The 21,935-nt window shown below is 68.6% G+C and carries 17 protein-coding genes and 1 pseudogene; 6 read left to right on the top strand and 12 right to left on the bottom strand.

What is annotated here, in order from left to right:
* Nucleotides 1–33: 33 nt before the first annotated feature.
* Both P0Y41_RS05360 and P0Y41_RS05365 read left to right on the top strand, forming a co-directional pair.
* Nucleotides 34–480, top strand: coding sequence for a universal stress protein (locus P0Y41_RS05360; protein ID WP_284062938.1), 447 nt, complete (start codon nucleotides 34–36; stop codon nucleotides 478–480).
* A gap of 133 nt (nucleotides 481–613) precedes the next feature.
* Nucleotides 614–1,897, top strand: a complete 1,284-nt coding sequence (locus tag P0Y41_RS05365; RefSeq protein ID WP_284062939.1) for an amidohydrolase — start codon at nucleotides 614–616, stop codon at nucleotides 1,895–1,897.
* Between the two features lie 50 nt (nucleotides 1,898–1,947).
* Here the strand turns inward: P0Y41_RS05365 and P0Y41_RS05370 are convergent, their stop codons facing one another.
* The 7 genes and pseudogenes from P0Y41_RS05370 to P0Y41_RS05400 form a co-directional block, all read right to left on the bottom strand.
* Nucleotides 1,948–3,099, bottom strand: coding sequence for a hypothetical protein (locus P0Y41_RS05370; RefSeq protein ID WP_284062940.1), 1,152 nt, complete (start codon nucleotides 3,097–3,099; stop codon nucleotides 1,948–1,950).
* Between the two features lie 138 nt (nucleotides 3,100–3,237).
* The gene (locus tag P0Y41_RS05375; RefSeq protein WP_284062941.1) at nucleotides 3,238–4,608 is read right to left on the bottom strand and encodes a geranylgeranyl reductase family protein; all 1,371 of its coding nucleotides are present in this window, start codon (nucleotides 4,606–4,608) and stop codon (nucleotides 3,238–3,240) included.
* Nucleotides 4,609–4,856: 248 nt separating this feature from the next.
* Nucleotides 4,857–5,969, bottom strand: a complete 1,113-nt coding sequence (locus P0Y41_RS05380; RefSeq protein ID WP_284062942.1) for an ABC transporter permease — start codon at nucleotides 5,967–5,969, stop codon at nucleotides 4,857–4,859.
* A complete protein-coding gene (locus tag P0Y41_RS05385) occupies nucleotides 5,966–7,285 on the bottom strand; it encodes an ABC transporter permease (RefSeq protein ID WP_284062943.1) in 1,320 nt (439 codons plus the stop codon). The genes P0Y41_RS05380 and P0Y41_RS05385 overlap by 4 nt, the downstream gene beginning before the upstream one ends.
* Nucleotides 7,278–8,981 (bottom strand): ABC transporter ATP-binding protein, encoded by a 1,704-nt coding sequence (locus tag P0Y41_RS05390; RefSeq protein WP_284062944.1) that lies wholly within the window; start codon nucleotides 8,979–8,981, stop codon nucleotides 7,278–7,280. Before P0Y41_RS05390 ends, P0Y41_RS05385 begins: the two co-directional genes overlap by 8 nt.
* A gap of 155 nt (nucleotides 8,982–9,136) precedes the next feature.
* Entirely contained in the window at nucleotides 9,137–10,288 is a 1,152-nt protein-coding gene (locus P0Y41_RS05395) for a BMP family lipoprotein (RefSeq protein ID WP_284062945.1), read from the bottom strand.
* A 76-nt stretch (nucleotides 10,289–10,364) separates the two neighbouring features.
* A pseudogene (locus tag P0Y41_RS05400) lies at nucleotides 10,365–11,725 on the bottom strand (phosphohexomutase domain-containing protein).
* A 349-nt stretch (nucleotides 11,726–12,074) separates the two neighbouring features.
* On the opposite strand from P0Y41_RS05400, the gene P0Y41_RS05405 reads away from it, so the two are divergent.
* Nucleotides 12,075–12,371 (top strand): acylphosphatase, encoded by a 297-nt coding sequence (locus P0Y41_RS05405; RefSeq protein WP_284062946.1) that lies wholly within the window; start codon nucleotides 12,075–12,077, stop codon nucleotides 12,369–12,371.
* 72 nt (nucleotides 12,372–12,443) lie between these two features.
* On the opposite strand, the gene P0Y41_RS05410 is transcribed toward P0Y41_RS05405, so the two are convergent.
* The 4 genes from P0Y41_RS05410 to P0Y41_RS05425 form a co-directional block, all read right to left on the bottom strand.
* Nucleotides 12,444–14,996 carry an efflux RND transporter permease subunit gene (locus tag P0Y41_RS05410; protein WP_284062947.1) on the bottom strand — a complete coding sequence of 851 codons (2,553 nt, stop codon included), beginning with the start codon at nucleotides 14,994–14,996 and terminating at the stop codon, nucleotides 12,444–12,446.
* Nucleotides 14,993–16,546 (bottom strand): COG1361 S-layer family protein, encoded by a 1,554-nt coding sequence (locus tag P0Y41_RS05415; RefSeq protein ID WP_284062948.1) that lies wholly within the window; start codon nucleotides 16,544–16,546, stop codon nucleotides 14,993–14,995. The genes P0Y41_RS05410 and P0Y41_RS05415 overlap by 4 nt, the downstream gene beginning before the upstream one ends.
* Before the next feature lie 87 nt (nucleotides 16,547–16,633).
* Nucleotides 16,634–17,353 carry a DICT sensory domain-containing protein gene (locus tag P0Y41_RS05420; RefSeq protein WP_284062949.1) on the bottom strand — a complete coding sequence of 240 codons (720 nt, stop codon included), beginning with the start codon at nucleotides 17,351–17,353 and terminating at the stop codon, nucleotides 16,634–16,636.
* Between the two features lie 98 nt (nucleotides 17,354–17,451).
* On the bottom strand, nucleotides 17,452–17,892 hold the full coding sequence (locus P0Y41_RS05425) for a DUF7960 family protein (protein ID WP_284062950.1): 441 nt from the start codon (nucleotides 17,890–17,892) through the stop codon (nucleotides 17,452–17,454).
* A gap of 297 nt (nucleotides 17,893–18,189) precedes the next feature.
* On the opposite strand from P0Y41_RS05425, the gene P0Y41_RS05430 reads away from it, so the two are divergent.
* The 3 genes from P0Y41_RS05430 to P0Y41_RS05440 all read left to right on the top strand — a co-directional run bounded on the left by P0Y41_RS05430 (nucleotide 18,190) and on the right by P0Y41_RS05440 (nucleotide 20,973).
* Nucleotides 18,190–18,642 carry a DoxX family membrane protein gene (locus tag P0Y41_RS05430; RefSeq protein WP_284062951.1) on the top strand — a complete coding sequence of 151 codons (453 nt, stop codon included), beginning with the start codon at nucleotides 18,190–18,192 and terminating at the stop codon, nucleotides 18,640–18,642.
* Nucleotides 18,643–18,746: 104 nt separating this feature from the next.
* Nucleotides 18,747–19,820: an ATP-NAD kinase family protein gene (locus P0Y41_RS05435; protein WP_284062952.1), complete on the top strand. Its 1,074-nt coding sequence runs from the start codon at nucleotides 18,747–18,749 to the stop codon at nucleotides 19,818–19,820.
* A gap of 121 nt (nucleotides 19,821–19,941) precedes the next feature.
* On the top strand, nucleotides 19,942–20,973 hold the full coding sequence (locus tag P0Y41_RS05440; RefSeq protein ID WP_284062953.1) for a phosphate uptake regulator PhoU: 1,032 nt from the start codon (nucleotides 19,942–19,944) through the stop codon (nucleotides 20,971–20,973).
* Between the two features lie 370 nt (nucleotides 20,974–21,343).
* On the opposite strand, the gene P0Y41_RS05445 is transcribed toward P0Y41_RS05440, so the two are convergent.
* Nucleotides 21,344–21,751: a DUF7528 family protein gene (locus tag P0Y41_RS05445; protein WP_345783193.1), complete on the bottom strand. Its 408-nt coding sequence runs from the start codon at nucleotides 21,749–21,751 to the stop codon at nucleotides 21,344–21,346.
* Between the last annotated feature and the right edge of the window lie 184 nt (nucleotides 21,752–21,935).

Here is a 21,935-nt window from a genome sequence, read left to right on the forward strand (position 1 = left end):
ACTTTTTCGACTGGCGGCCGTAGGTCCGCCCGCATGTACGACGACATCCTGGTGCCGACCGACGGAAGCCCGGCGGCCAATTCGGCCGTCGAGCACGCAGTCACCCTCGCGGACCGCTTCGACGCGACGCTACACGCGTTGTACGTCGTCGACGCGACCGCGTACTCGGCCATCGAGGCCGGAACCGACGTCGTCGCCGAGGCGCTCGAAACCGAAGGCGAGGACGCCGTCTCCCGGATCGCGGCAGCGGCCGACGACGCTGACCTCCCCGTGGTCGAGTCAGTCATCTCGGGGACGGCCTACCGATCGATCCTCGAGTATGCCGACGACCACGAGATCGACATGATTGTGATGGGAACCCACGGACGCCGCGGGCTCGACCGCTACCTCCTCGGATCGGTGACCGAGCGCGTCGTCCGGTCGGCGAACCAGCCCGTGCTCACGGTTCGCCACCGAGAGGCGGAGGGTGCCGACGAGTGACCGGAAACCTGTCCCGAATATCGGCGGCTGCCAGCCGATAGCCGGGCCGCGCGAGCGGGTGCACCCGGCTTCTGGCTCCAGCCGGCGCTTCCGCGAGACTCGGCTTTAAGCCCGGGCACGCGGATATTCGCGTATGAGCCAGACCGTCGCTCACGACGACCTGTCGGCGTTCCGTCGAGACCTTCACCGTCACCCCGAGCCCGCGTGGTGTGAGTTCTACACGACCGCGCGCATCGTCGACGAACTCGAATCACGGGACCTCACGGCTGTCCACTACGGTCCCGAGATCCTCGGCGCCGAGCGGATGAACGTCCCCGACGACGACGAGCTCGCCGAGTGGTTCGAGCGCGCCCGCGACGCCGGCGCCCGCGAAGACGTGCTCGCGGAGATCGAAGGCGGGTACACCGGTGCCGTCGCCGTACTCGAACGAGGCGAGGGGCCGGTGGTCGGCGTCCGCGTCGACATCGACGCGCTCCCGATCCTCGAGTCCGACGACGGCGACGTCCACGCGCCCGCAGGCGAGGGGTTCCGCTCGGAGCACGAGGGGTACATGCACGCCTGCGGCCACGACGCCCACGCGACGTTCGGGCTGGGACTCGTCGACGAGATCCTCGAATCGGACTTCGAGGGGACCCTGAAGGTGTTCTTCCAGCCCGGCGAAGAGCAGATCGTCGGCGGCCAGCCGATGGCCGAGTCGGAGCTGATGGACGACGTGGAGTACTTCCTGGCGGCCCACGTCGGCCTCGACCACCCGACCGGCGAGGTCATCTGCGGCATCGACGGCTTCCTCGCCGTCTCGCATTTCCACGCCGAGTTCGAGGGCGAACCGTCCCACGCCGGCGGCCACCCCGAGCAGGGGCGCAACACGGTGCAGGCCGCGGCCGCGGCCATCCAGAACCTCTACGGGATCCCCCGCCACGCCGACGGCCCGACCCGAGTGAACGCGGGCGTCGTCGGCGGCGGCACCGCGACGAACATCATCCCCGAGGAGTGCTTCGTCGAGGGCGAGGTGCGCGGCGGCACGACCGAGCTGATGGAGTACATGGACGAGAAGGCCCACCGCGTCATCGAGTCGGCCGCCGACATGCACGAGGTCGACGTTGACATCGAGACGCTCGGACGCGCTCCCTCGGCGACGAGCGATCAAGAACTCGCGGGCCCGATCGCCGAGATCGCCGGCGAGGTCGACGGCGTGACGAACGTGATCGAGCGCGACGAGCTCGGCGGCAGCGAGGACGCGACGTACATGATGCAGGCCGTCCAGGATAACGGCGGCTACGCGACGTACGTCGGCGTCGGCACCGATCACCCCGGCGGCCACCACACGAGCACCTTCGACGTGGAGGAGGAGTCGCTGGACATCGGCGTCGACTTCCTCACCGCGGCGGTGCTGGAGATCGCAGAACGGAACCCCTGAGGGCTGCGCGCCTCGCTCCTCGGGAGCCTCCGGCCGGACTCCGTGTCGCCTCACCCGACCGTCGCGAGGAGATAGTCGGAGGCCAGACTCGTCACGTACGGCAACACGAGTGCGAAGAGGACCTCCTGTACCATGCCGGTGTTCAGCGGAAACTCGTTCGTTCGCTCGATCTGATCCATCCGCAACCGCTCGTACAGGTACCGACTCGTTTCTTCGGCCGACGCCGGCTCCGCGTAGGGGAACCGGTCGGCGGTCTCGCCGATGTCGGCGGTTCGTTCCGCGAGCACGCCGATCTTGTGCTGCTTTGCCGCGCCGATGTACTCACGGAGCCACAGCATCGGGCCGAAAAACAGCCCGATCCCGAACGCGAGTCCGGCAACGATGAGTGTCGAGGAGAACAGCGAGGTGGGATTCGTGCCGACCGCCACCGTCTGGAAGGTGGTGAACAGCGCGAGGAGAACGAAGTAGGTGACCGCGATCGATTTGAACAGCCGCCCGACGGGCTCCAGCCCACCGGCTCCGCGTGGGTCAGAGAAGTCGATCAGTCCCGCGCGGCGGATCTTCAGCGGTAACACCACGAGCGCGCCGACGATCAGCCCGAGGAGTTCGCCACCGATCGGGTACAGCGCGAGCGGGATGATCACGTAAAATCGGACCGCCGCGACCGCCGGTCCGGTGAGCTCGGCGACCGGACCGATCAGCCCCGCCGGGTTCGTGAGCAGTTGTATGCCGTACAGGATCCAGCCGAGCAAGACGACGACGACGACCACGCGGTCGGGGACGATGGACTCGATCCCGACCGTCTCCTTCGAGTTCCCGTCGCCCGGAACTCCCAGCGCGGTCGTCAGCCGTCGAGAGAGCGGCCCCTCGGGGTCGAACTCCGCGAGATCACGGTCGACGGCCCCCGGGAGGTCCTCGACGGCGCGCGCGTATCGTCGCTTGAGCCGGCGCATGATCCACGTGACTCCGAGCCACGCGGGGATCTGGAACACCTCCCCGGGGTTCACCGCGAGCGAGAGCGTCCCGGTCTGTAGCCAGCCGACGACCGAGAGGACCGGGATGTGTATCGCGACGACCGCGGCGACGAGGAGGTACGCCCCGGCCCCCTCCCAACCGACGGCGTGCGCGATCCGATCGAACCCCAGTCGCCGCGACGCGCGTTCGACCCACAGGTCGCGAACCGCGTACTCCGTTCCGGCCATAGGTGTTGCCACGAAATGGAACGTAGTTAACAGTAACTACCCGCACTATCGACGCCTGCGGCGAGAGTTCACGCGACGGCCACCTTCGTGACCGAGCGGGAGCAGCGTCGGAAAAAAGCGGAGCCGTCGAGTCGGCGACTAGTACTTCGGATCCGCGCCGGTCACGTCGTACACCTGCTCCATCAGGCGGTCGCGCTCGGCGCGCCACCCCTCGAAGCCGCCGGGGCGCGACGGGTACCGGCCGTAGTGGTCCATCAGGTCGTCGGCGGCGCGCTTCGTCTTGTAGAAGTTCCAGATCTGTCCCCAGTGACCGTAGCTGTCCTTGATGACCTCCGCGACCAGCCGTGGCTTCACCGACGCGCTCCCCTCGTACAGCGCCTCCGCGAGACTCTCGCCCGGCAGCGACGCCAGCAGGCCCATCAGCTCGTCGACGTCGACGGCCGTCGAGAGGATATTGTACACGTCGAGGGCGGCGTAGCGAGCACCGAAGTGGTTCATGACGCGCTCGTTGTAGTGCCACAGCGCCTCCTCGCTCACGTCGCCGGCGTCGATGGCCTCGACAGCCTGTTCGGCGGCGTACTTCCCGGCGTAGGCGGCGCCCGCGATGCCGCCGCCGGTGGTGGGGTTGACGTGGCCGGCGGCGTCGCCGACGGCGACGAAGCCGTCCGCGACCGCCGAGTCGTACGGCCGCCGAGTGGGGAGCGCGGCCCCCAACTTGTCGGTAACCTCCGCGCCCTCGAACTCGGGCCGGTCCCGCAGGTCGCGCTTCAGGTCGTCGACGAGCTTCATCGGCTCCTCGGTCATCTGGAAGCCCAGCCCCGCGTTGATCTCGGTGTCCGTCCGCGGGAAGTACCAGAGGTACCCCGCCGCGCGCTTCGTCGGCTTGAACACGAGCGCGTCGTCGTAGTCGACCGGTTCGGGCACCTCGACGATCTCGCGGTACGCCGAACAGAACTGCGAGAAGGAGACGTTCGTGTCGAACGTCGCGTCCGCGAGATCCGCCTTGTCTTGGAGGATGGACAGCGACCCCGCGGCGTCGATGGTCACGTCCGCGTCGTACTCGACGACCTCTCCCTTCCGCTTGGCGCGCACACCGGTGACGCGACCGTCGTCGGCCTGGCTCACGTCCTGAACGACGGTGTCGTAGTGGAACTCGACGCCGCGCCGCTCGGCGCCGTCGATGATGTTCCGGCCGTACTCCCACCGGTCGATGACCGCGAGTTCGCCGGGGATCGGGATCTCCAACACCGTATCGTGGCTGGGGATCTCGAAACGACCGTGGTCCACGCCGGTGTTCGTGAACGCCGAGTCGATCTCCGATTTCGGGATCGACTCGGGGAACTTGTCCGCGCCCTTGAGGGCGTCGCCGCAGGCGATGTGTCCCGCTTCCTTCTCGGTCTTCCGCTCGACGACGACGGTGTCAAGACCCGCGTCCGCGGCCGTCGCCGCGGCGTAGCAGCCGGACGTGCCCGCACCGACGACGACGATATCGGGCTCGTGGGTGATCATTACCCAGAGTCACGGGCGGGTAGTGAAAAAGCCAGCCGTTCCATGCGAGGCCGAGCGAGGCGAGGCCTCGAAGCGAGCGGGGAGGAACGACCCGCGAGCCGTGCGCGGTCGATCGGAGCGAGGCCGGCCGGAGCGAAGCCCCGGAGAGGCGAACGGCGAACGCGGTGAGCCGTGAGCAGATCGAGCGTCTCGTGAGATCGGCGGGATCTACGGGCCGAGGCACCCATAGATGGCGTGAGACTCCGGTACTACTCTTCGCCGGATTCGTAGTGTTCCCCGGCCGCTTCCGGAAGGCGGGTCCGACCGAACAGCGCGAGCACGACGATGACCGACACGTACGGGATGGTCCGCACGAGCGGCCTCGGGATCGAGAGTACGTCCTGCCCCTGCAGTGTGAGCTGCAGCGCGTCGAGGCCCGCGAACAGCAGCGTCGACAGCAGCGCGCCGATCGGGTTGTAGTTCCCCAGCAGATACGTCACGATGGCGATGAACCCCTTCCCGTTGACCATCGTCGGGCCGTTGCCGACGAACTGCCCGAGCGACAGCGACAACGCCGCACCGCCGACGCCCGCGAGTACGCCCGAGAGGAGCACCGCCGCGTAGCGCACGCGGGAGACGTCGACCCCGGCGGTATCGAGCGCTCTCGGGTTCTCGCCGGAGGCGCGCACCCAGCGGCCGAAGGAGGTGCGGTTGAGCGTCCACCACGAGGCGCCGACCGCGATGAACATCAGGTACACCATCGGCGATGCCTCGAACAGCGCGCCGACGAAGGGGATCCCCGCGAGGGCGTCGAGCCCCGCGACGATCACCGTCGAGACGACCGGGATCCCCGTGCTCGCGAGCAACTGTCCGATGTCGGGGAACGTCGCGCCGGCGCTCGCATTCGTCGACCCGAACACGACCGTCGACGCGAACGGCGCGAGTCCCAGCGCGATGAGCCAGATCGCCAGCCCCGCGATGATCTGGTCGGCGCGGAACTCGATGCAGACGACCGCGAACACCAACGCCAACAGCGTCGAGGCGAGCACCCCGCCGACCAGCCCGATCCACACCGATCCCGTGACCGAGGTGACGTACACGCCGCCGAACGCCGAGACGATGAGCAGCCCCTCCAGTCCGATGTTGATGACGCCGGACTTCTCGGCGAAGATGCCGCCCAGCGCCGCGAAGGCGATCGGCACGGACAGCCGCAGTGCGGCCGCGAGCGTCGACTTCTGGAACAGCAGCGCGAGGACCGCGAGGGGCACGTCGCCCGACCCCGTGAGCGCGAGCGCCACCGTCGCGAGGAGGACAGCCGCCACTCCGGCCAGCGCGAGCCGCGTGCGGGTCCCGAGGTTCGAGACCGCCGCCGTCGCGCTCACGCCTCCTCACCCCCGTCGGTCGCGACGGCGTCGCGACTCCCCCCGAACCGATCACGCACGTCAACCCGCTGGCCGATCATCCGGAAAAACTCCGGCATCGCCACGAACAAGACGATGAGCCCGCGGAGGACGCCCACGAGCTGCGGCGGCACGTCGGTCCCGACGTCGACCACGATGGAGCCGGATTTCAGGACACCGAACAGCAGCGCGGCCGCGATCGCGCCCACGGGGTTGTTGCCCGCGAGGATGGAGACGGTGATGCCGTCGAAGCCGTAGTCGGGCACGCCGGTCTGGAAGTTCCCCGCGATAGTGAGGACGTACACCGCCCCGCCGATCCCGGCGAGCGCGCCCGATAGCGCCATCGAGGCGACGACGGTCCGAGCGGCGTCGACGCCGCCGTATTCGGCGGCCTCCGGCTGGATACCGCTCGTGCGAACGTCGTAGCCGAAGGGCGTCCCACGCAGGAGGTACGCGACCCCGACGGCGATCGCAATCGCGAGCGCGAGCGCCAGCAGCGAGGCGTCCGTCCGCCCGGGGAACAGCGGCTGCGGGAACAGCGCGAACTCGGGGAGCTTCCGGGTCTGGTTGGCGAAGCTCTCGGGGTCCTTGAACGGGCCCGAGGCGAGATACAGCGCGAAGGAGGTGGCGACGAAGTTGAGCATGATCGTCGTGATCACCTCGTTGGCGTCGGCGTAGGCCTTCAGCGCGCCCGGGATGGCGCCCCAGATCCCTCCAGCGAACGCGCCGACGGCCAGTCCGAGCGGGACGAGAACGAGCGTTCCGACCAGCCCCGAGACGGCGCCGGAGAAGGCGTACACGACGAGCGCGCTGGCGAGCGCACCGAACACGAGCTGCCCCTGTCCCCCGATATTGAACACGCCGGCCTTGAACGCCACCGCGACGGCGATTCCGGTGAACACGAGAACGGTCGTCTCCGATACCGTCGTGGCGAACTGGCCGTTGAGCGGGTTCGCGAGGAAGTCGCCGAATGCGCCGAGAAAGAGGCTGTCGTACACGAGGAACGGGTCGTAACAGAACCCGACACCGAACAGGGAGTACGCCGCCGACTCACAGGAGGACATCCGCCCGGCAGCGAGGATGAGGAGGAACCCGATCGCCACCGAGAGCAGCAGCGCCGACCCCGAGATGAGCAGTCGCTCGGTCGCGCTCGCGGCGACGAGGCGGTCGAGCGCGTCGAACAACCGTTCGCGAGGGGAGCGGGATCCGCCGGTCGAACCGGCCGCAGCGCCGGGGTCACTCGGTGCGCCGTCCGCTTGGACGCCGTCGTCGGGCGCGTTCCCGTCGGAGTCAGTCATCGGTCACCTCTCCGTCCGCGTTGTCATCGGGACGCGCCTCGGCGGCTGTTGGAGGGGATACCCCGCTGTCGCCGTCGGCGACGCGCTCGGCTCGCGGGACGTCCTCGGGGCGCTCGCCGGCCATCATGAGCCCGAGCTGCTCCTCGGTCACCTCGTCGGGGTCGACCACGTCGACGACCCGCCCGCGGTACATCACCGCGAGGCGGTCCGAGAGCCCGCGGACCTCGTCGAGCTTCGAGGAGACCAGAAGCACCGCGCGTCCCTCGTCGCGTAACTCGACGAGCTGATCGTGGATGAACTCCGTCGACCCGATGTCGACCCCTCTGGTCGGGTGGGAGGCGACGATGCAGGAGGGCTCGCGCGCGAACTCGCGGCCGACGATGAACTTCTGCTGGTTGCCGCCCGACAGCGACTTCGCCTCGGCGCCGGCGTCCGGCGGGCGGACGTCGTACTCGTCGATGACCGCCGTCGCGTGGTCCTCGGCGCGCGCCCAGTCGAGGCGACCGCGCTCGGCGAACGGGGCGTCGTGTTGGGATCCGAGCACGCCGTTCTCGGTGAGGTCGAAGTCCATCACCAGCCCGCGGTCCTGTCGGTCCTCCGGGATGTACGCCATGCCCGCGCGGGTTCGCTCCCGCCGGGAGGCGTCCGTCACGTCGCGGCCCGCGAGTTCGACCCGCCCCTCGGCGGGTGTGTGCAGCCCGGTGATGACCTCCACGAGTTCCGACTGGCCGTTGCCGTCGACGCCGGCGATGCCGAACACCTCGCCCTCGCGAACGGTGAACGACACGTCGTCGACGGCGACCACGTCCCGGTCGTCGACGGCGGTGACGCCGTCGACTGCGAGGGTCGCCGCGCCGGGGGTCGCTGGCGGCGTCTCCGTCTCCAGCATCACCTGGCGGCCGACCATCAGCTCGGCGAGCTCCTCGCGGGTCGTGCCGGCCGTCTCGACGCTGCCGACGTTCTTCCCGTCGCGCAGGACGGTGACCTCGTCGGCCGCTTCCAGCGCCTCGCCCAGCTTGTGGGTGATGAAGATGACCGTCTTGCCCGCGTCGGTCAACTCCTCGAGTACCTCGAACAGGTCCTCGACCTCCTGGGGCGTGAGGACGGCCGTCGGCTCGTCGAGGATGAGCACCTCCGCGCCGCGGTACAGCGCCTTCAGGATCTCCACGCGCTGTTGGACGCCGACGCCGACGTCCTCGATACGCGCGTCGGGCTCCACGTCGAAGCCGTAGCGCTCGGACAGCTCCAGCACCGCCTCTCGAGCGGCGTCGCGGTCGACGGCGAGGCCGCCCCACTTCCGGGGCTCGTTGCCCAGCGTGATGTTCTCGGCGACGGTCATCGGGTCGACCAGCATGAAGTGCTGGTGGATCATCCCGACGCCGGCGTCGATGGCGTCGCCCGGGGAGTCGAACCGCCGCGGCGCGTCGGCGATCGGGGAGAGCCCGTCGCCGTCGGCGGCGTCCTCGTCACCGGCATCGCCTTCTCCGTACGTCAGGCCGTCCCCGTCGACGTACACGTCGCCCTCCGTGGGCTCGTACAGCCCGTAGAGGACGTTCATCAGGGTGGTCTTGCCCGCGCCGTTCTCGCCGAGGAGGGCGTGGACCGTCCCCCGCTCGACCGAGAGCGTGACGTCGTCGTTCGCGACGACGCCGGGGAAGCGCTTCGTTATCGAGTCGAGGCGGACGGCCTCCGTCATGTCGCCGGGTGTTTCGGCGGAGGCGGGATAAACGGCGCGTTTCGCCGGAACGACCGCCCAGGAACCGGTGTATCAGGCGAGGAACCTATCGCGCTCGAGGAATACGGCGAAATGGTACCGTGACCGCGATCCGGTCGGGAGACCCGACCGTCGGCTCAGACGTTGTCCGGGTCCTGCGGGACCGAGATGTCGCCGGCGACGATGCCCTCGCGGGAGGACTGGACCTCGGAGGACACGTCGTCGGGGATCTGGTCGCCGAGTTCGGTGCCGTAAACGATGTCGACGCCGTCCTCGGCGAGGCCGAGGCTGGTCGCCGTGCCCGCCTCGAAGTTCCCGTTCACGGTCGACTCTGCGGCGTTGTAGACGGCGGTGTCGACGCGCTTGACCATCGACGCGAGGATCACGTCCTGATAGTCCGTCGTCACCGACTGGTCGCGGTCGACTCCGATGGCGAAGCGGCCCTCGTCGCGGGCGGCCTGGAAGACGCCCGTCCCGGTGTTCCCCGCCGCGTGGTAGACGATGTCGGCGCCGGAGCTGTACATCGACAGCGCGGCCTCCTGCCCCGCCGAGGGGTCGGAGAACGAGCCCGTGTACGTCGTCTGCACGTCGATATCGTCGTTTGCGGCCTTCACGCCGGCCGTGAAGCCGGCCTCGAACTTCGCGATGAGCGACGACTCGACGCCGCCGACGAAGCCGACGTTCGTGGAGTCGCCCGCCGTCGAGGAGTCGCCCGCGCTGAACGACTGGCTCGTGAGTAGGCCGGCCAGCTGACCGACGAGGTACGAGCCCTCGTGCTCCTTGAACGTGTACGAGCGGACGTTGTCGGCGTCGACGACGCTGTCGACGATCATGAAGTCCTGCTCGGGGTAGTCGGGTGCGGTCTCCGAGAGCGCGTCGGCCTGGAGGAAGCCGATACAAGAAACGAGGTCGTAGTCGGGGTCCGTCGACTGCGCGTACTGCTGCTGGAAGGTGCCGAACTGCGAGACCGACCCCGGTTCGGACTCGTCGAACGAGAGGTCGAAGTCCTCGGCGGCCTGCTGGATACCCGTCTGGGCCTGGTCGTTGAACGAACCGTCGCCGAGCCCGCCGGTCGCGTACACCATCCCGATGTTCGTCGTCTCGGAGCCGGACATCTCGGTCTCGGACGCTTCGGTGTCTTCGCCGTCGGCCGCCGTCGTCGATGCCTCGGTGTCCTCGCCGTCGGAACCGCCCGACTCCGGGCCTCCGGTACAGCCCGCGAGGCCAACGAGCCCCGCGGCGCCGACGCCCTTCACGAACTTCCGCCTGTCAAACCGTTCAGTGTCCATACACTGAATTCGGGCGGTAGATGGGTTAAAATCGTCGCATCCGCTTCGAGACCGGACGGAGCGCTGCCAGTTCTCGTCAGTCGACGGCTGCAACAGCCGATTCGACGACGCCGGCGACCTCCTCGACGAACGGGTCGACGTCGTCGTGTTCCGCGTACACGCGGACGTACGGCTCGGTTCCCGAGGGACGGACGAGCGTCCACGAGGCGTCGGGGAACGTGAGCCGGACGCCGTACTCCGGGTCCATCTCGGCATTGGGGAACGCTGCCGGCAGCGTCTCTGCGAGCCGTTCCATGACAGCCGCCTTGTCGTCGTCAGGACACTCGACGCTGACCTTGCGGTACGGGCGCTCGGTGACCGGCGCGCGCAGTCCGTCGAGTCCCTCGTCGGCGACGAGCCGCGTGAACACCGCCGCGCTGGCGACGGCGTCGATCCAGTCGCCGAAGGCGGTGTGGACGTGCTTCCACGGCTCGGCCGCGAAGGCCACGTCGCTGCCGGCGTCGCGGACAGCCGTGATGCCGTCGTGGAGGTAGCCGAGCGCGACGCGCTCGACGCGCCCGCCGGCCGCCTCGACGCGCTCGTCGATGCGTCCCGACGCGTTCGGCGTCGTCACGACGAGGGGGTCGGCGGCGTCGCTCGCGCGGACGTAGCGCTCGGCAAGGATCGCCAGCACCGTGTCCTCGTGAACGACCTCGCCGTCGCCGCCGACGACGACGATCCGGTCGGAGTCGCCGTCGTGGCCGATACCGAAGTCCGCGGCCCCGTCGCGGACGAACGCTCGCAGATCGGACAGCGACTCGGGCGTCGGCTTCGACTCCCGCCCGGGGAAGTGGCCGTCGACGGTCGCGTTGAGCGTCACCACGTCGGCGCCCAGCTCACGGAGCACCTGCGGAGTCGCGACCGCGGACATGCCGTTGCCGCAGTCGACCGCAACGCGGACGCCGTTCGGGTCGGCGCCGAACTCGCGGGCGTACTCGACGACCGCACCGCGGTACGCGTCAAGCACGTCCTCGTCTGCGCTGTCGCCCCACTCGTCCCAGTCGGCTGGGTCGCCGCCGGCGGCGACGCCGTCCTCGACGGCCGCCTCGGCCGCCTCGCCGTACTCGACGCCGTCGACGAACGCCTTCACGCCGTTGTCGGTCGGGGGTTGTGCGACGCGGTGAGCATGACGCCGCGGCGCCCCCGAGACGCGAACGCCAGCGCCGGCGTCGGCACCTGACCGATCCGACGAACCTCCGCGCCCGCCGACTCCAGCCCGGCCTCGGCTGCGGCGGCCAGCGCGGGACCGGTGACGCGGCCGTCGCGTCCGACGACGAACTCCCGATCGCCGGCCTCTCGCGCGTGCTCGCCGAGCGCTCGCGCCACGTCGAGGACGAGCCCCGGCGTGACGCGCTCGGTCACGCTGCCGCGGATGCCGGCGGTTCCGAACAGATCCATACCCGAACCGTCCGTGGGCGGGCCCAAGACTCTCTCGGTCCGGGAGTGCCATACCGCGGTCCGACTGCGTCACCTGATCCGCCTCGCGTGAACGTTTTTGCGTGATACCGAGCCAGACGGTGTGATGCGATGACCGACGCCCCGGCGCGAGCGCGGCTGCGCGACGACGCGCGCTGGGGGCGGCCGCGACCCGTCGTCGCCTGTCAGCCAGCGCCGAAATGCGGCTTCCGCAACTGACTCCCTCGCGGCGATGACGGTGCCACGACGGTCGAACAGCCGCCAGCGTCGACCAGTCGGAACCCCTCGACGAGCCGTGGAGCTTTCGGCACTCTCGGACGTACCGTCGACTATGAGCGACGAAAACCGAAGCGAGGATCGGAGCCGTGCGCACGTGTTCGTCTCCGGACGGGTACAGGGCGTGTTCTACCGGGCGAATACACGCGACGCTGCGCGCGACCGCGACGTCGACGGGTGGGTGCGCAACCTCGACGACGGTCGCGTCGAGGCGGTGTTCGAGGGACCACGCGACGCCGTCGAGGAGATGGTCGAGTGGTGTCACACCGGGAGTCCGAGCGCGGTCGTCGATGATGTCGACGCCGAGTACGGCGAACCGACCGGCGAACGCGGCTTCACGATCCGTCGATAGCGGCGCCGCCACGGTGTCACCGCCGGCGTCCGCGGACGGCCGGATACACCTCTCGGCGGTCCGGGCGCGACCTCAGTCCGCGCTCGTCGGGTCGGCTCTGTCGTCGCCGCCACCGCCGCCCAAGAACGGCACCGCGAGCCCCGGCTTCACCTCAACCGGACGGTCCGGATCGTGTCCCTTGAGTCGGTCCCAGACCACCAGGGCCGACGGGAGGACCAGCATCGACGTGACGAACGAGTAGAGGATCGATAGCGCGGTGAGCGTCCCGAACTGCCCGAGGATGCTCAACACCGAGAACACGAGGACGCCGATCCCCGTCGTCGTCGTGAGCATACTGCCGAGGAGGGCGCCGCCGGTTCCCCGCACGGTTCGCTCCAACGCGGTGATCAGACCGTGGTCGCCCCGCTCGTCGATGAACCGGTGAACGACGTGCACCGAGTAGTCGATCCCCAAGCCGATGGTCAGCGAGAGGATCGTCGCAGTGAACGCGTTGAACGCGATGCCCGCGAGTCGCATCGTCGCCGCGACGAGCGCGACCGACGCGATGATCGGAACGGTGTTGACGAGCCCGAGCGACGGCAACCCCTCGAGGACGCCGTAGATGACGAGCAGGAACACCACGGTGAGCGACAGCGCCACGGCGAGGCTCTGAACGGCCGAGGTGAATATCAAGTCCGACACCGCGGCGAACACGACGGTGCTGCCGGTGGCGATCGCGACCCCGCTGGTGTCACGGTACTGGTCGGCGACCGCGCGGCCGTCTGCCGTCACCGCCGTCTGGTCGGCGTCGGCCTCTGTCGAGTAGACGACCTGCGTGCTCCGCCGGTCCTCCGCGAGGTACTGCAACGCCCGCTCCCGGGAGGACGAGGAGAGCAGGTAGTCGTAAATCTCGCCGAGGTTGTCGTCGGGGACGCCGTTGGCGTTCCGGTCGTTCCGCTCGACGAGGCGACGGAACTCGGGGTCGGACGCCGCGCGCTGTTGGATGACCGTCACGATGCTCTGCGACTCCGCGCGCCCGTCCTCGGAGACGAACGTGCTCGGCGGATCGTCGCCCATGCGATGGATCTCCTCTAATCTCGTCGAGTCCTCCATGTCGCCCTCGACGTAGACCGTGACCGATCCGCCCTGGCTTGCGGTGAACTTGTCTTCGAGGAAGTTGAGCGTCGCGACGGCGGAGTAGTCGCTGGGCGCGAACGGTTCGGGAAGTTCCTCGAGGTACTCCGGCGTCTCCTCTGGGGGCAGGAAGTCCTCCTGTGAGAACGACGTGGAGATGCCCGCCGCGTAGCCGCCGGACGCCGCGGTGAGGACGAGCACGAGCACGAGGAACGTCCGCGGCGCGCGCTCGCCGACGGAAACGCCGACGCGGAGCAGGTCCGCGAGCCCGCTTCCCTCGGCGCCCAGTGGCGTCTGGGAGAACGTCGGGATCGGGAGCGCGTCGCGACGCTGGTCGATCAGTACCTTCGCAGCCGGGAGGAACACGCCGAACAGGAGGAAGGTGAACAGGATGCCCGCGGCCGCGACCAGGCCGAACTCCCGGATCGGCGCGAGATCTGACGTGAGGTTCGCGAGGAATCCGATCACGGTCGTGCCAGTCACGATGAAGAAGGCCACGAGCAGCTGCCGGACCGCCAAGTTCATCGCATCCTCGACGCCGTAGCCCTCGGCCCGATCCTCTCGGTAGCGGTTCACCGCGTGGATGCCGAAGTCGATCCCGACTGCGAGCAGCAGCGGCGGGACCGAGATCATCATCTGGCTGAACGGAATTCCCACGAGTCCGAGGAACCCGAACGTCCACACGACCGCAAGCAGCAGCGCGAACGACCCCAGAAGGAGATCGATCAGGTCACGGTACGCGACGATCAGAAAGCTGATGATCAGCAGGACCGCCGCGGGCGTAACGATGATCAGCGAGTCGGTGATCACCGACGAGAACTCCGCGGAGATGATCCCCGAGCCGAACACGGTGATGTCCCCCCCGACGGTGTCGACGACGCGCTGGCTCCTGAGTTGGATGTCGGTCAGCGGGCTGGACCCGCTCTGCCCGGCCGCCGCACCGCCCCCGCCCGCGCCCGGTATCTCGTGGGTTACGACGCCGATCGTGGCCGACGCCGACGCCGACTCGGCGTTGAAGTCGTCGGAGACGCCGCCGGTGAACGCCGGACTGTCCGCGTTCTCACGGATCGCTTGGTCGATCTCCGTGGGTGTCGATCGTTCGAGCGCGCGGATCTGCGCCTCGGTCGTGGTCGCGTCCGGGTCGATCGTTCGCGCGACCGTCGCCGCCGGGGACGACACGCCGACCACCCGCAAGCCGTCCGTCTCCTGAAGCCGATGTTGTGCCTCGAGCATCCGTAACAGCGCGGGTTTCGAGAGGACGTTCCGGTCCCGCTGGACGAGCTGCGTCGAGCCGGTGTCCTCGGAGAACGACGAGCCGAACTCGCGCTGGATGTCCGAGAGGGCCTCCTCGGCGGGGATCCCCGAGGTAAACTGCTCGGTGCCCGCCGCCGTCGAAACGTTCGCAAGGCCGCCGCTGAACACCACCGTCAGCAGCAGGAACGCCGCCACGATCCGTCCCGGGCGCTCCGTGATCTCCGTGGCGACCGCGGCGGTGAGCCCCTCGTCCGTCATCTGTTGCGCCGAACGTAGACGGCGGCGACGACGCCAAGAACGACGACGACGGCGGCGACACCGATGGCGCCGAGCGGGAGCCCACTCCCGCTGGAGGCGGTCGCCTCGATCGGCACGTTGTACGTGTCCGAGATCAGGGAGTCACCGTCGCTCGTCTCGTAGCGGAAGTCGACGCTCGCGGGGTACGTCTTGCCGGTGATCGCGCTTCCGGCGACCGAGAGGTCGAACGTCACCTGTCTCGTCTCACCGGGAGGGATCTCGTCGATGAACCCCTCGTCGTCCCCGGACGACAGCGGCGCGTCGAGGAACAGCTTCGCGGACACGTCGCGCACGGGCTCCTCGCGGTTGTTCGTCACGTCGAGCGTGAGCGTTCCGCCGCTTCCGGCCTCGAAGGACCCGTTGACGGCGCTCACCGCGAACTCGTCACGGGACTCGGCGATCGCGACGGGAGCGTCGATCGTATCGCCGGTGCGTCGGGTCCCCTCCCGATCCCGGTACTGGACGCGCAGCGTGAACTGACGCGGGCCAGCCTCGGCGGCGTCGGACACCTCGATGTCGAACGCGAAGTTGGCCGACTCGCCGGGTTCGAGCGTGCCGACCGCGACTTCCGGCTCCAGCGGCGAGACGTTCGGGTTCGTCGTCTCGAACAGCACGACCGCGTTCGTCACGGTCTGCTCGCCCGTGTTTGTCACGGTTCCGGTGACCGCTCCTTCCTCGCCGACGCGGAGAGTGCTCTCGAGGTCGTCGACCCCGAACGACTGTTCTGGCACGGGCAAGACGCCGAACGAAAGTGGGCGAGAGGTGGCCGACGCGCCGTCTTCGTTCTCGTATTCCACGGTGGCGTCGACCGCGTACTCGCGCGTCTCGGCGGAGTCGACGAGCGTCGCGTCCACCTCGACGGTTCGCGTCTCGTTGGGACCGAGGGCGCCGATGAACCGACGGGCGCTCGGCGACTGCCCGAACGTGAGGTCGCTGTTGCCGGACTCGAAGGCCAGCACCGCGTTGTTGGCCGACTCCCCGCCGACGTTGCGCACCGTCACAGACACCGTCCCCGAACCGCCGACGGGAGCCGCCGACTCGACGCCCTCGAGCTGGAATCGGGCGCGCTCTTGCACGCGGACCGTCGCGTACACGGTCGTCGTGACAACCTCATCGTCGTCGTCCTCGTCGCGGTACTTGACGGTGACGGGGAGGCGGTGCTCACCGCCGGGGACGTTCGCGGCGACATCGATCTGCACCGTCACCGCGCGGGTCGCACCGTCGCCCATCCGTCCGAGTTCTCTCGTCGACGAGAGCACCTCGACGCCGTCGACGTCACCGACGGTGGCGTTCACGTCGAGCGCCGGTTCGGCGCGGTCGTCGCGGTCGGCGGCGTCGTTCGTGAGTTCGATCGTGAGCTCTTGGGTCGCCCCGGGCTGGAGCACCGGTTCGGCCACGTCGGTTTCGAATCTGGGGTCCTCGTCGGCTGCGACGACACCGACGAACCCGGCGCCGACGGCCGAGATCACCAGTACTGCGGCGAACAACAGCGGGGTAAGACGGCGTGACATCGGAGTTGTCTAACCGTTCAGTCAGGCACGCATATAACATATCGGAAACCGTCACGAAACGGTCACGGTGTTTCTCGGTCGCGCCGGTCACACCGTGACCGTGTACTTGTCGCGGAGGTGGGCTAGCACCGTCTCGACGACGCCCGCGTCGTACGTCCAAAAGCCGTAGAACCGGCGCTCGTCGGCCTCGCCACGCTCCTCGGCGAGGAGCGCGCAGGCGTCGTTCGGGTTGCCGCCGCCGTCGAACACGACGAACCACGAGCGCCGGATCTCCGCGTTGTCCACCTGGTGGATCGTCACGCCCTCGATATCGGGCGTGTCGTCGCTCGGCGCGCAGTAGGTGTGGATGTCGATGTCCTTCGTGGCCAGATCCTCGTAGACGCCCTTCTGGGCGCGGATCGCGCCGACGCGCTGGAAGCCGGCGTGGAGTTCGCCGGCACCCGCGCGCCACGCGCGGTCCTCCATCTCGCGGGTCGCCGCCATCATCCGTGGGATGTCGTAGGACGTGAACGTCGTGCCGTCGAGATGCTCGAGGATCGGCGCGAACGCGCTCTGCTCACCCGGGCCGACCGCGATGTCGCCGTCGAGATGTCGGAGGTCCACCGCCGCGAGCACCTCGTCGTCTTGATCGTCCGACAGGACCACGTAGCCGGAAAGCCCGCTGTCGGTCGTCCCCTCCTCGATCTGAACCGCCTGCGAGGCGAAATACTCGCGCAACTCGGCGATCGCGTCGGCGTTCGGCGGATCGAACACCGTCAAGCGCTTCTCTCGCCCCTCGACGGTATCGATAACTGCCCGGAGTGACATCTGAGCGTAGCCGAGATACAGCGGGCACCGGTAAAAGCCTATCACCGACGTGCGCGGATGGAGCAAAACCAGCGTGCCGGTACCGAAGGCACTCGATATCACCCAGACACGACGTCGAACTCGGCCAACGAGTCGATCACAACGTGAGCCTCGACGACGTCGCGCTCCTCGGTCATCGGGTCGTCGACGGCCGCTAGCGTCTCTTCGGCGTCTGCAAGCAGCCGCGACTCCAACTCGGTCTGGTCGGGTTCACCGCGCGTCTCGTTCAACAGCGCCTCGAAGTCCTCTCTGAGGTCGAACGACGCCCGGGCGACGTTGCACCGGGAGAGGGGGTTCATCCCGAGGTCGACGACCAGGTCGGTGACCGTCTCCCAGTCAGACGCACAGAAGTGGATCGACACCTCACCGACGATGTCCCGCCACGCGATTGGCGCGGAGTGTTTCATCAACTGCACCGCTCGCGGGGGGATGTCGAGACGAGCGACGGTGTCAGGCGAGTCACACAGGCAGCACGGCTGCTCGGTTCGGCCCGTGTACATGGGCGATATGTGGGACTGACCGGGGAAACGTTCGTCGGCACCGGCGGGTGATCGTCGCATCCGCGGCGACGGTCAACAGTCACGTCCCTGGCGACGACCGGTAGTCGCGTCTGCGACGCTGTAGTAGTGGCAGCGTTTCGATAATTATCGATCCGCAGAGATCGTGGCCACGCGATCGGGCCCAGAATCCGCGTTTCGGCCGCCCTCGTGTAGGGTCTTCGCTCGGTGACGCCCGTGTAACCCGGTTACTCGTATGTCAGGGAAATTATAAGTCTAAGTGGCGTGTACTGTAGATCGATGTACGATACGATCCTGCTGCAGGGTGCATCCGACCTGTTTGCCAGCGCCGGCTCCGCGGAGGTCTTCCTCCTCTCGCGGCTGCTGTTCGGCTTCGTCCTCGCGTTCATGGGACTGAACCACTTCATGATGACCGACGGGCTCGCCGGGTACTCGGAGGCGAAGGGGATTCCCGCGCCCCGCCTCGCGACGCTGTTCTCCGGCGGCCTGTTGATCGTCGGCGGCGTCGGCGTCGCCGCCGGCGCGTTCGTCGCCGTCGCCGCCGGCGGACTCGCGGTGTTCCTCCTGCTGTCGGCGGTCACCATCCACGACTTCTGGGCGGTGCCCGAGGACCAGCAGCAAGACGAGATGACCTCGTTCCTGAAGAACACCGTCATGGCCGGTGCGTCGCTGGCGTTCCTCGCGCTCGCGTCGGCGCCGTGGCCGTACGCGCTGAACGTCTCGCTCTTCTAGGACGTCGGTCGCCAGACCGTTCGCTGGGGAAGCGAGTTCCTCTCACCGGCGAGACGAACTGTCGAGCCGGCGGGCTTTTGTCGCCGGCGCGTCCCCCTCACGACATGCGAATCGGGTTCCTGCTCAACCCCGTCGCCGGGATGGGCGGCCGAGTCGGGCTGAAGGGCACCGACGGGAAGGTCGCCGAGGCGCGCGCCCGCGGCGCCGAGCCGCGGGCGCCCGACCGCGCAGGCCGCGCGGTCAACGCACTCGCCGAGCGTGCCCCCGATGCAGAGCTGTTCGCGTGGGACGACCCGATGGGCGCGGCTGAGGCGCGTGCGGCCGGGTTCGATCCCACGGTGCTCGGCTCGCCCGCCGACGCCGACGGCGCGGAGACCACCGCCGCGGACACCCGCCGCGCCGTCGAGGCGTTTCTCGAAGCCGACGTCGCCCTCGTGTTGTTCGTCGGCGGCGACGGCACCGCCGCGGATGTCGCCGAGACGCTGGAGGGGACTGACACCCCGATGCTCGGCGTCCCAGCTGGCGTGAAGGTGTACTCCTCGGTGTTCGCCGTGTCCCCGGAAGACGCAGCCTACGTGGCCGCGACGTTCGATCGCACCGAGCGCCGCGAGGTGATGGACATCGACGAGGACGAGTACCGCGAGGGCGAGGTCCACCCCGAGCTCCGGGCCGTCGCGCACGTGCCCGTCGCCGAGGCGCTCCAGTCGGGGAAACAGACGAGCGCCGGCACCGTCGAATCGCTCGCCGAGGGCGTCGCCGACGACGTTCGCGCCCGTCCGGAGACGACGTGGGTGCTCGGCCCGGGTTCGACCGTCGGCGAGGTCAAAGAAGAACTGGGGTTCGAGGGCTCGCCGATCGGCGTCGACGTGTACCGCGGCGGCGACGTGCTTGCGCTCGACGCCGCCGAGACCGAGGTTCTCGGCGCGCTGGGCGACGACAACGTCATCGTCGTCACGCCCATCGGCGGCCAGGGCTTCGTGTTCGGCCGCGGCAACCCCCAGCTGTCGCCGGCGGTCATCCGCGAGTGCGACCTGGAGATCGTCGCGTCCCGGGACAAACTCGACGACCTCCGGGTGCTGCGCGTCGACACCGACGACCCCGAACTGGACGAGGCGCTCCGGGGCTGGGTGAAGGTGCGGGTCGGGCGCTTCGAACGGCGCATGATGAAGATCGTGTGATCTCTGCGGACGACCGCCCACGAGCGCCGCACTTGAATGATCGGATCGATCCTTACATATCTGCCTAGAATATAATGAACACAGGGTCAAGGTTAAGGTCGTATAGAGACTTCCCTCGCGTATGGAAACGCGGAAGGTTCAACGGCTGGGGCCCTCGACGCTGGCGATGACGCTGCCGGCCGAGTGGGCGAAAGAACAGCACGTCGAGAAGGGCGACGAGGTGTCGCTGCGGATGGGCGGCAAGGGGACGCTGACGGTGCTGCCCGAGTCCGCGAGCACCGAGGACGCGGAGGCGACGCTGCACGCCGACAACCTCGACGCTGACGCGCTGGAGCGGGCGATTCTCGCACAGTACGTGCTCGGGCGGCGCGTGATCAACATCACCACCGAGGACGGCGCGCTCGGCTCGGACCACATCAACGCGGTGTACAAGGCGGAGACGCAGCTCATGGGGCTTGGAGTCATCGAGGAGACGCCGGAGAACATCGCGATCCGGTGTTCCGTCGACCCGGAGGACTTCACGCTCGACAACCTCCTCGAACGCCTGGAAAACACCGGCTCGACGATGCGCGGCGAGGCGGTGAAGGCGCTCGCGCACGGCAACGCCGACCTGGCCCAGCGCGCGCTCAACCGCGAGCGGCAGGCGAACAAGATATTCGTCCTCCTCCTGCGACTCATCTTCACGGCCTACCAGAACCCGAATCTCGCGCGCGCCGTCGGGCTCGACTCCGGGTTCCCGCTCATCGGCTACCGCTCGATCGCGAAGAACCTCGAACTCATCGCGGACAACGCAGAGGACATCGCCGAGATCGTGATGGAGGCCGAGGGCAACACCCTCGACGTAGACGAGTCGACGATGCGGCGGATCCGCGACTTCACCGACCAGGTCGACGAGATCACGGAGATGGCCGTCGAGGCCGCGGTCAAGCGCGACTACGCGCTCACCATCGAGGTGAAGTACCTGTTCCGCGAACTGAAAGACCGCGAGGAGGACATCCTCACCGACCTCCCCGAGATGTCGAACGCGCAACTCCTGCAGGTGCGTGAGGTGCTCGTCAGCCTCCAGGAGACCGCCCAGTACGCGATGCGGATCGCGGAGGTGTCCGCGAACCTCGCGCTCAACGAGGAGAACGAGTTCGTGACGATCGAGTAGGACGCGACGGGGCTGCGACGCCGGTCGAACGGCGCGAGCTCTGTTCGCGGTGCCAGCAGAACGCGACGGATTCTACTTGCGAACCAAACGCCGGAGGCGTCTCGAACCGCGACCGAGCGTCTCGGAGAGACGACGGTCTGCGTACCGCTGGTACCCGGGAGCGCTCGTCGTGCCCGCGGGCGACTCAGAGACTGAGCTCGCGGCCCAAAGCGAGGTCGACACCGACCCGAGAAGCACGAGCGCCGCGATCTGGAGCGCGTTCGCGAAAGCAAACAGGGCGACGCCCAGCAGCCCGTAGGCGAACGCGAGTCCGGCGGTGTGGCGACGGCTCACGGGCTAGCTGTCGGCTATCGATTCATGTGTTGTGGGGTCACTCCCCGGCTTCGGTGACCGCCTCCGCGGACCGGTCGCCGTCGGTCTTTTCGCCGCTCAGGGGGTTTCGACGTCGGATGCGACAGTCGAACGCCGGGTGTTCGGCGAAGTGCCGGATCAGCATGTGACGCCGCGAGCCGGTGATGCCGGTCCGACCGACCTCGTCGGCGTCGAAGCGGTCAGGCAGCCTGTCGTAGAGCCGCACGAGCGCGTCGAAGGAGTCGAACACCTTCGCGTTGCCCGCGGAGTCGGCCGCCTTGCGGGAGACGACGTAGCTCCCGTCGGCGCGGAACTCCCCCGCGGTGCGGAAGAACTCGCGACGCTCGGTCAGCGCGTCGGCTAGCGACTCCCGCAGGTCCGCGGCGGCCTCGCGTGACAGTTCGTGCGTCTGTCCGTCCACCTCCACGACGATGCCATCGCCGTTCCGGGAGGCGGTTGCGTTACCGTCCGAGAACTCGATCAGGAGCGGGTGGACTCCGGAACATACTCGCCCCAGTTCGTCCGGAGACAAAGCCTTGTCGGCGCTGGCGAGTTCCGCGTCGCCGTCGAGGGGTCGTCCCCTCGAAGTCGTCGAGCGCGCCTGCTGAATC

Origin of the sequence: Halobaculum halobium (assembly GCF_030127145.1) — an archaeon.
Lineage (GTDB): Archaea > Halobacteriota > Halobacteria > Halobacteriales > Haloferacaceae > Halobaculum > Halobaculum halobium.

Bases quoted from the DNA above. Each gene is read 5' to 3' on its own strand.
- P0Y41_RS05375 (WP_284062941.1), bottom strand. From the start codon at position 4,608: ATGATCACCCACGAGCCCGATATCGTCGTCGTCGGTGCGGGCACGTCC.
- P0Y41_RS05385 (WP_284062943.1), bottom strand. From the start codon at position 7,285: ATGACTGACTCCGACGGGAACGCGCCCGACGACGGCGTCCAAGCGGAC.
- P0Y41_RS05415 (WP_284062948.1), bottom strand. From the start codon at position 16,546: ATGTCACGCCGTCTTACCCCGCTGTTGTTCGCCGCAGTACTGGTGATC.
- P0Y41_RS05405 (WP_284062946.1), top strand. From the start codon at position 12,075: ATGAGCGACGAAAACCGAAGCGAGGATCGGAGCCGTGCGCACGTGTTC.
- P0Y41_RS05395 (WP_284062945.1), bottom strand. From the start codon at position 10,288: ATGGACACTGAACGGTTTGACAGGCGGAAGTTCGTGAAGGGCGTCGGC.
- P0Y41_RS05430 (WP_284062951.1), top strand. From the start codon at position 18,190: ATGTACGATACGATCCTGCTGCAGGGTGCATCCGACCTGTTTGCCAGC.
- P0Y41_RS05410 (WP_284062947.1), bottom strand. From the start codon at position 14,996: ATGACGGACGAGGGGCTCACCGCCGCGGTCGCCACGGAGATCACGGAG.
- P0Y41_RS05420 (WP_284062949.1), bottom strand. From the start codon at position 17,353: ATGTCACTCCGGGCAGTTATCGATACCGTCGAGGGGCGAGAGAAGCGC.
- P0Y41_RS05435 (WP_284062952.1), top strand. From the start codon at position 18,747: ATGCGAATCGGGTTCCTGCTCAACCCCGTCGCCGGGATGGGCGGCCGA.
- P0Y41_RS05365 (WP_284062939.1), top strand. From the start codon at position 614: ATGAGCCAGACCGTCGCTCACGACGACCTGTCGGCGTTCCGTCGAGAC.
- P0Y41_RS05370 (WP_284062940.1), bottom strand. From the start codon at position 3,099: ATGGCCGGAACGGAGTACGCGGTTCGCGACCTGTGGGTCGAACGCGCG.
- P0Y41_RS05425 (WP_284062950.1), bottom strand. From the start codon at position 17,892: ATGTACACGGGCCGAACCGAGCAGCCGTGCTGCCTGTGTGACTCGCCT.
- P0Y41_RS05440 (WP_284062953.1), top strand. From the start codon at position 19,942: ATGGAAACGCGGAAGGTTCAACGGCTGGGGCCCTCGACGCTGGCGATG.
- P0Y41_RS05390 (WP_284062944.1), bottom strand. From the start codon at position 8,981: ATGACGGAGGCCGTCCGCCTCGACTCGATAACGAAGCGCTTCCCCGGC.
- P0Y41_RS05360 (WP_284062938.1), top strand. From the start codon at position 34: ATGTACGACGACATCCTGGTGCCGACCGACGGAAGCCCGGCGGCCAAT.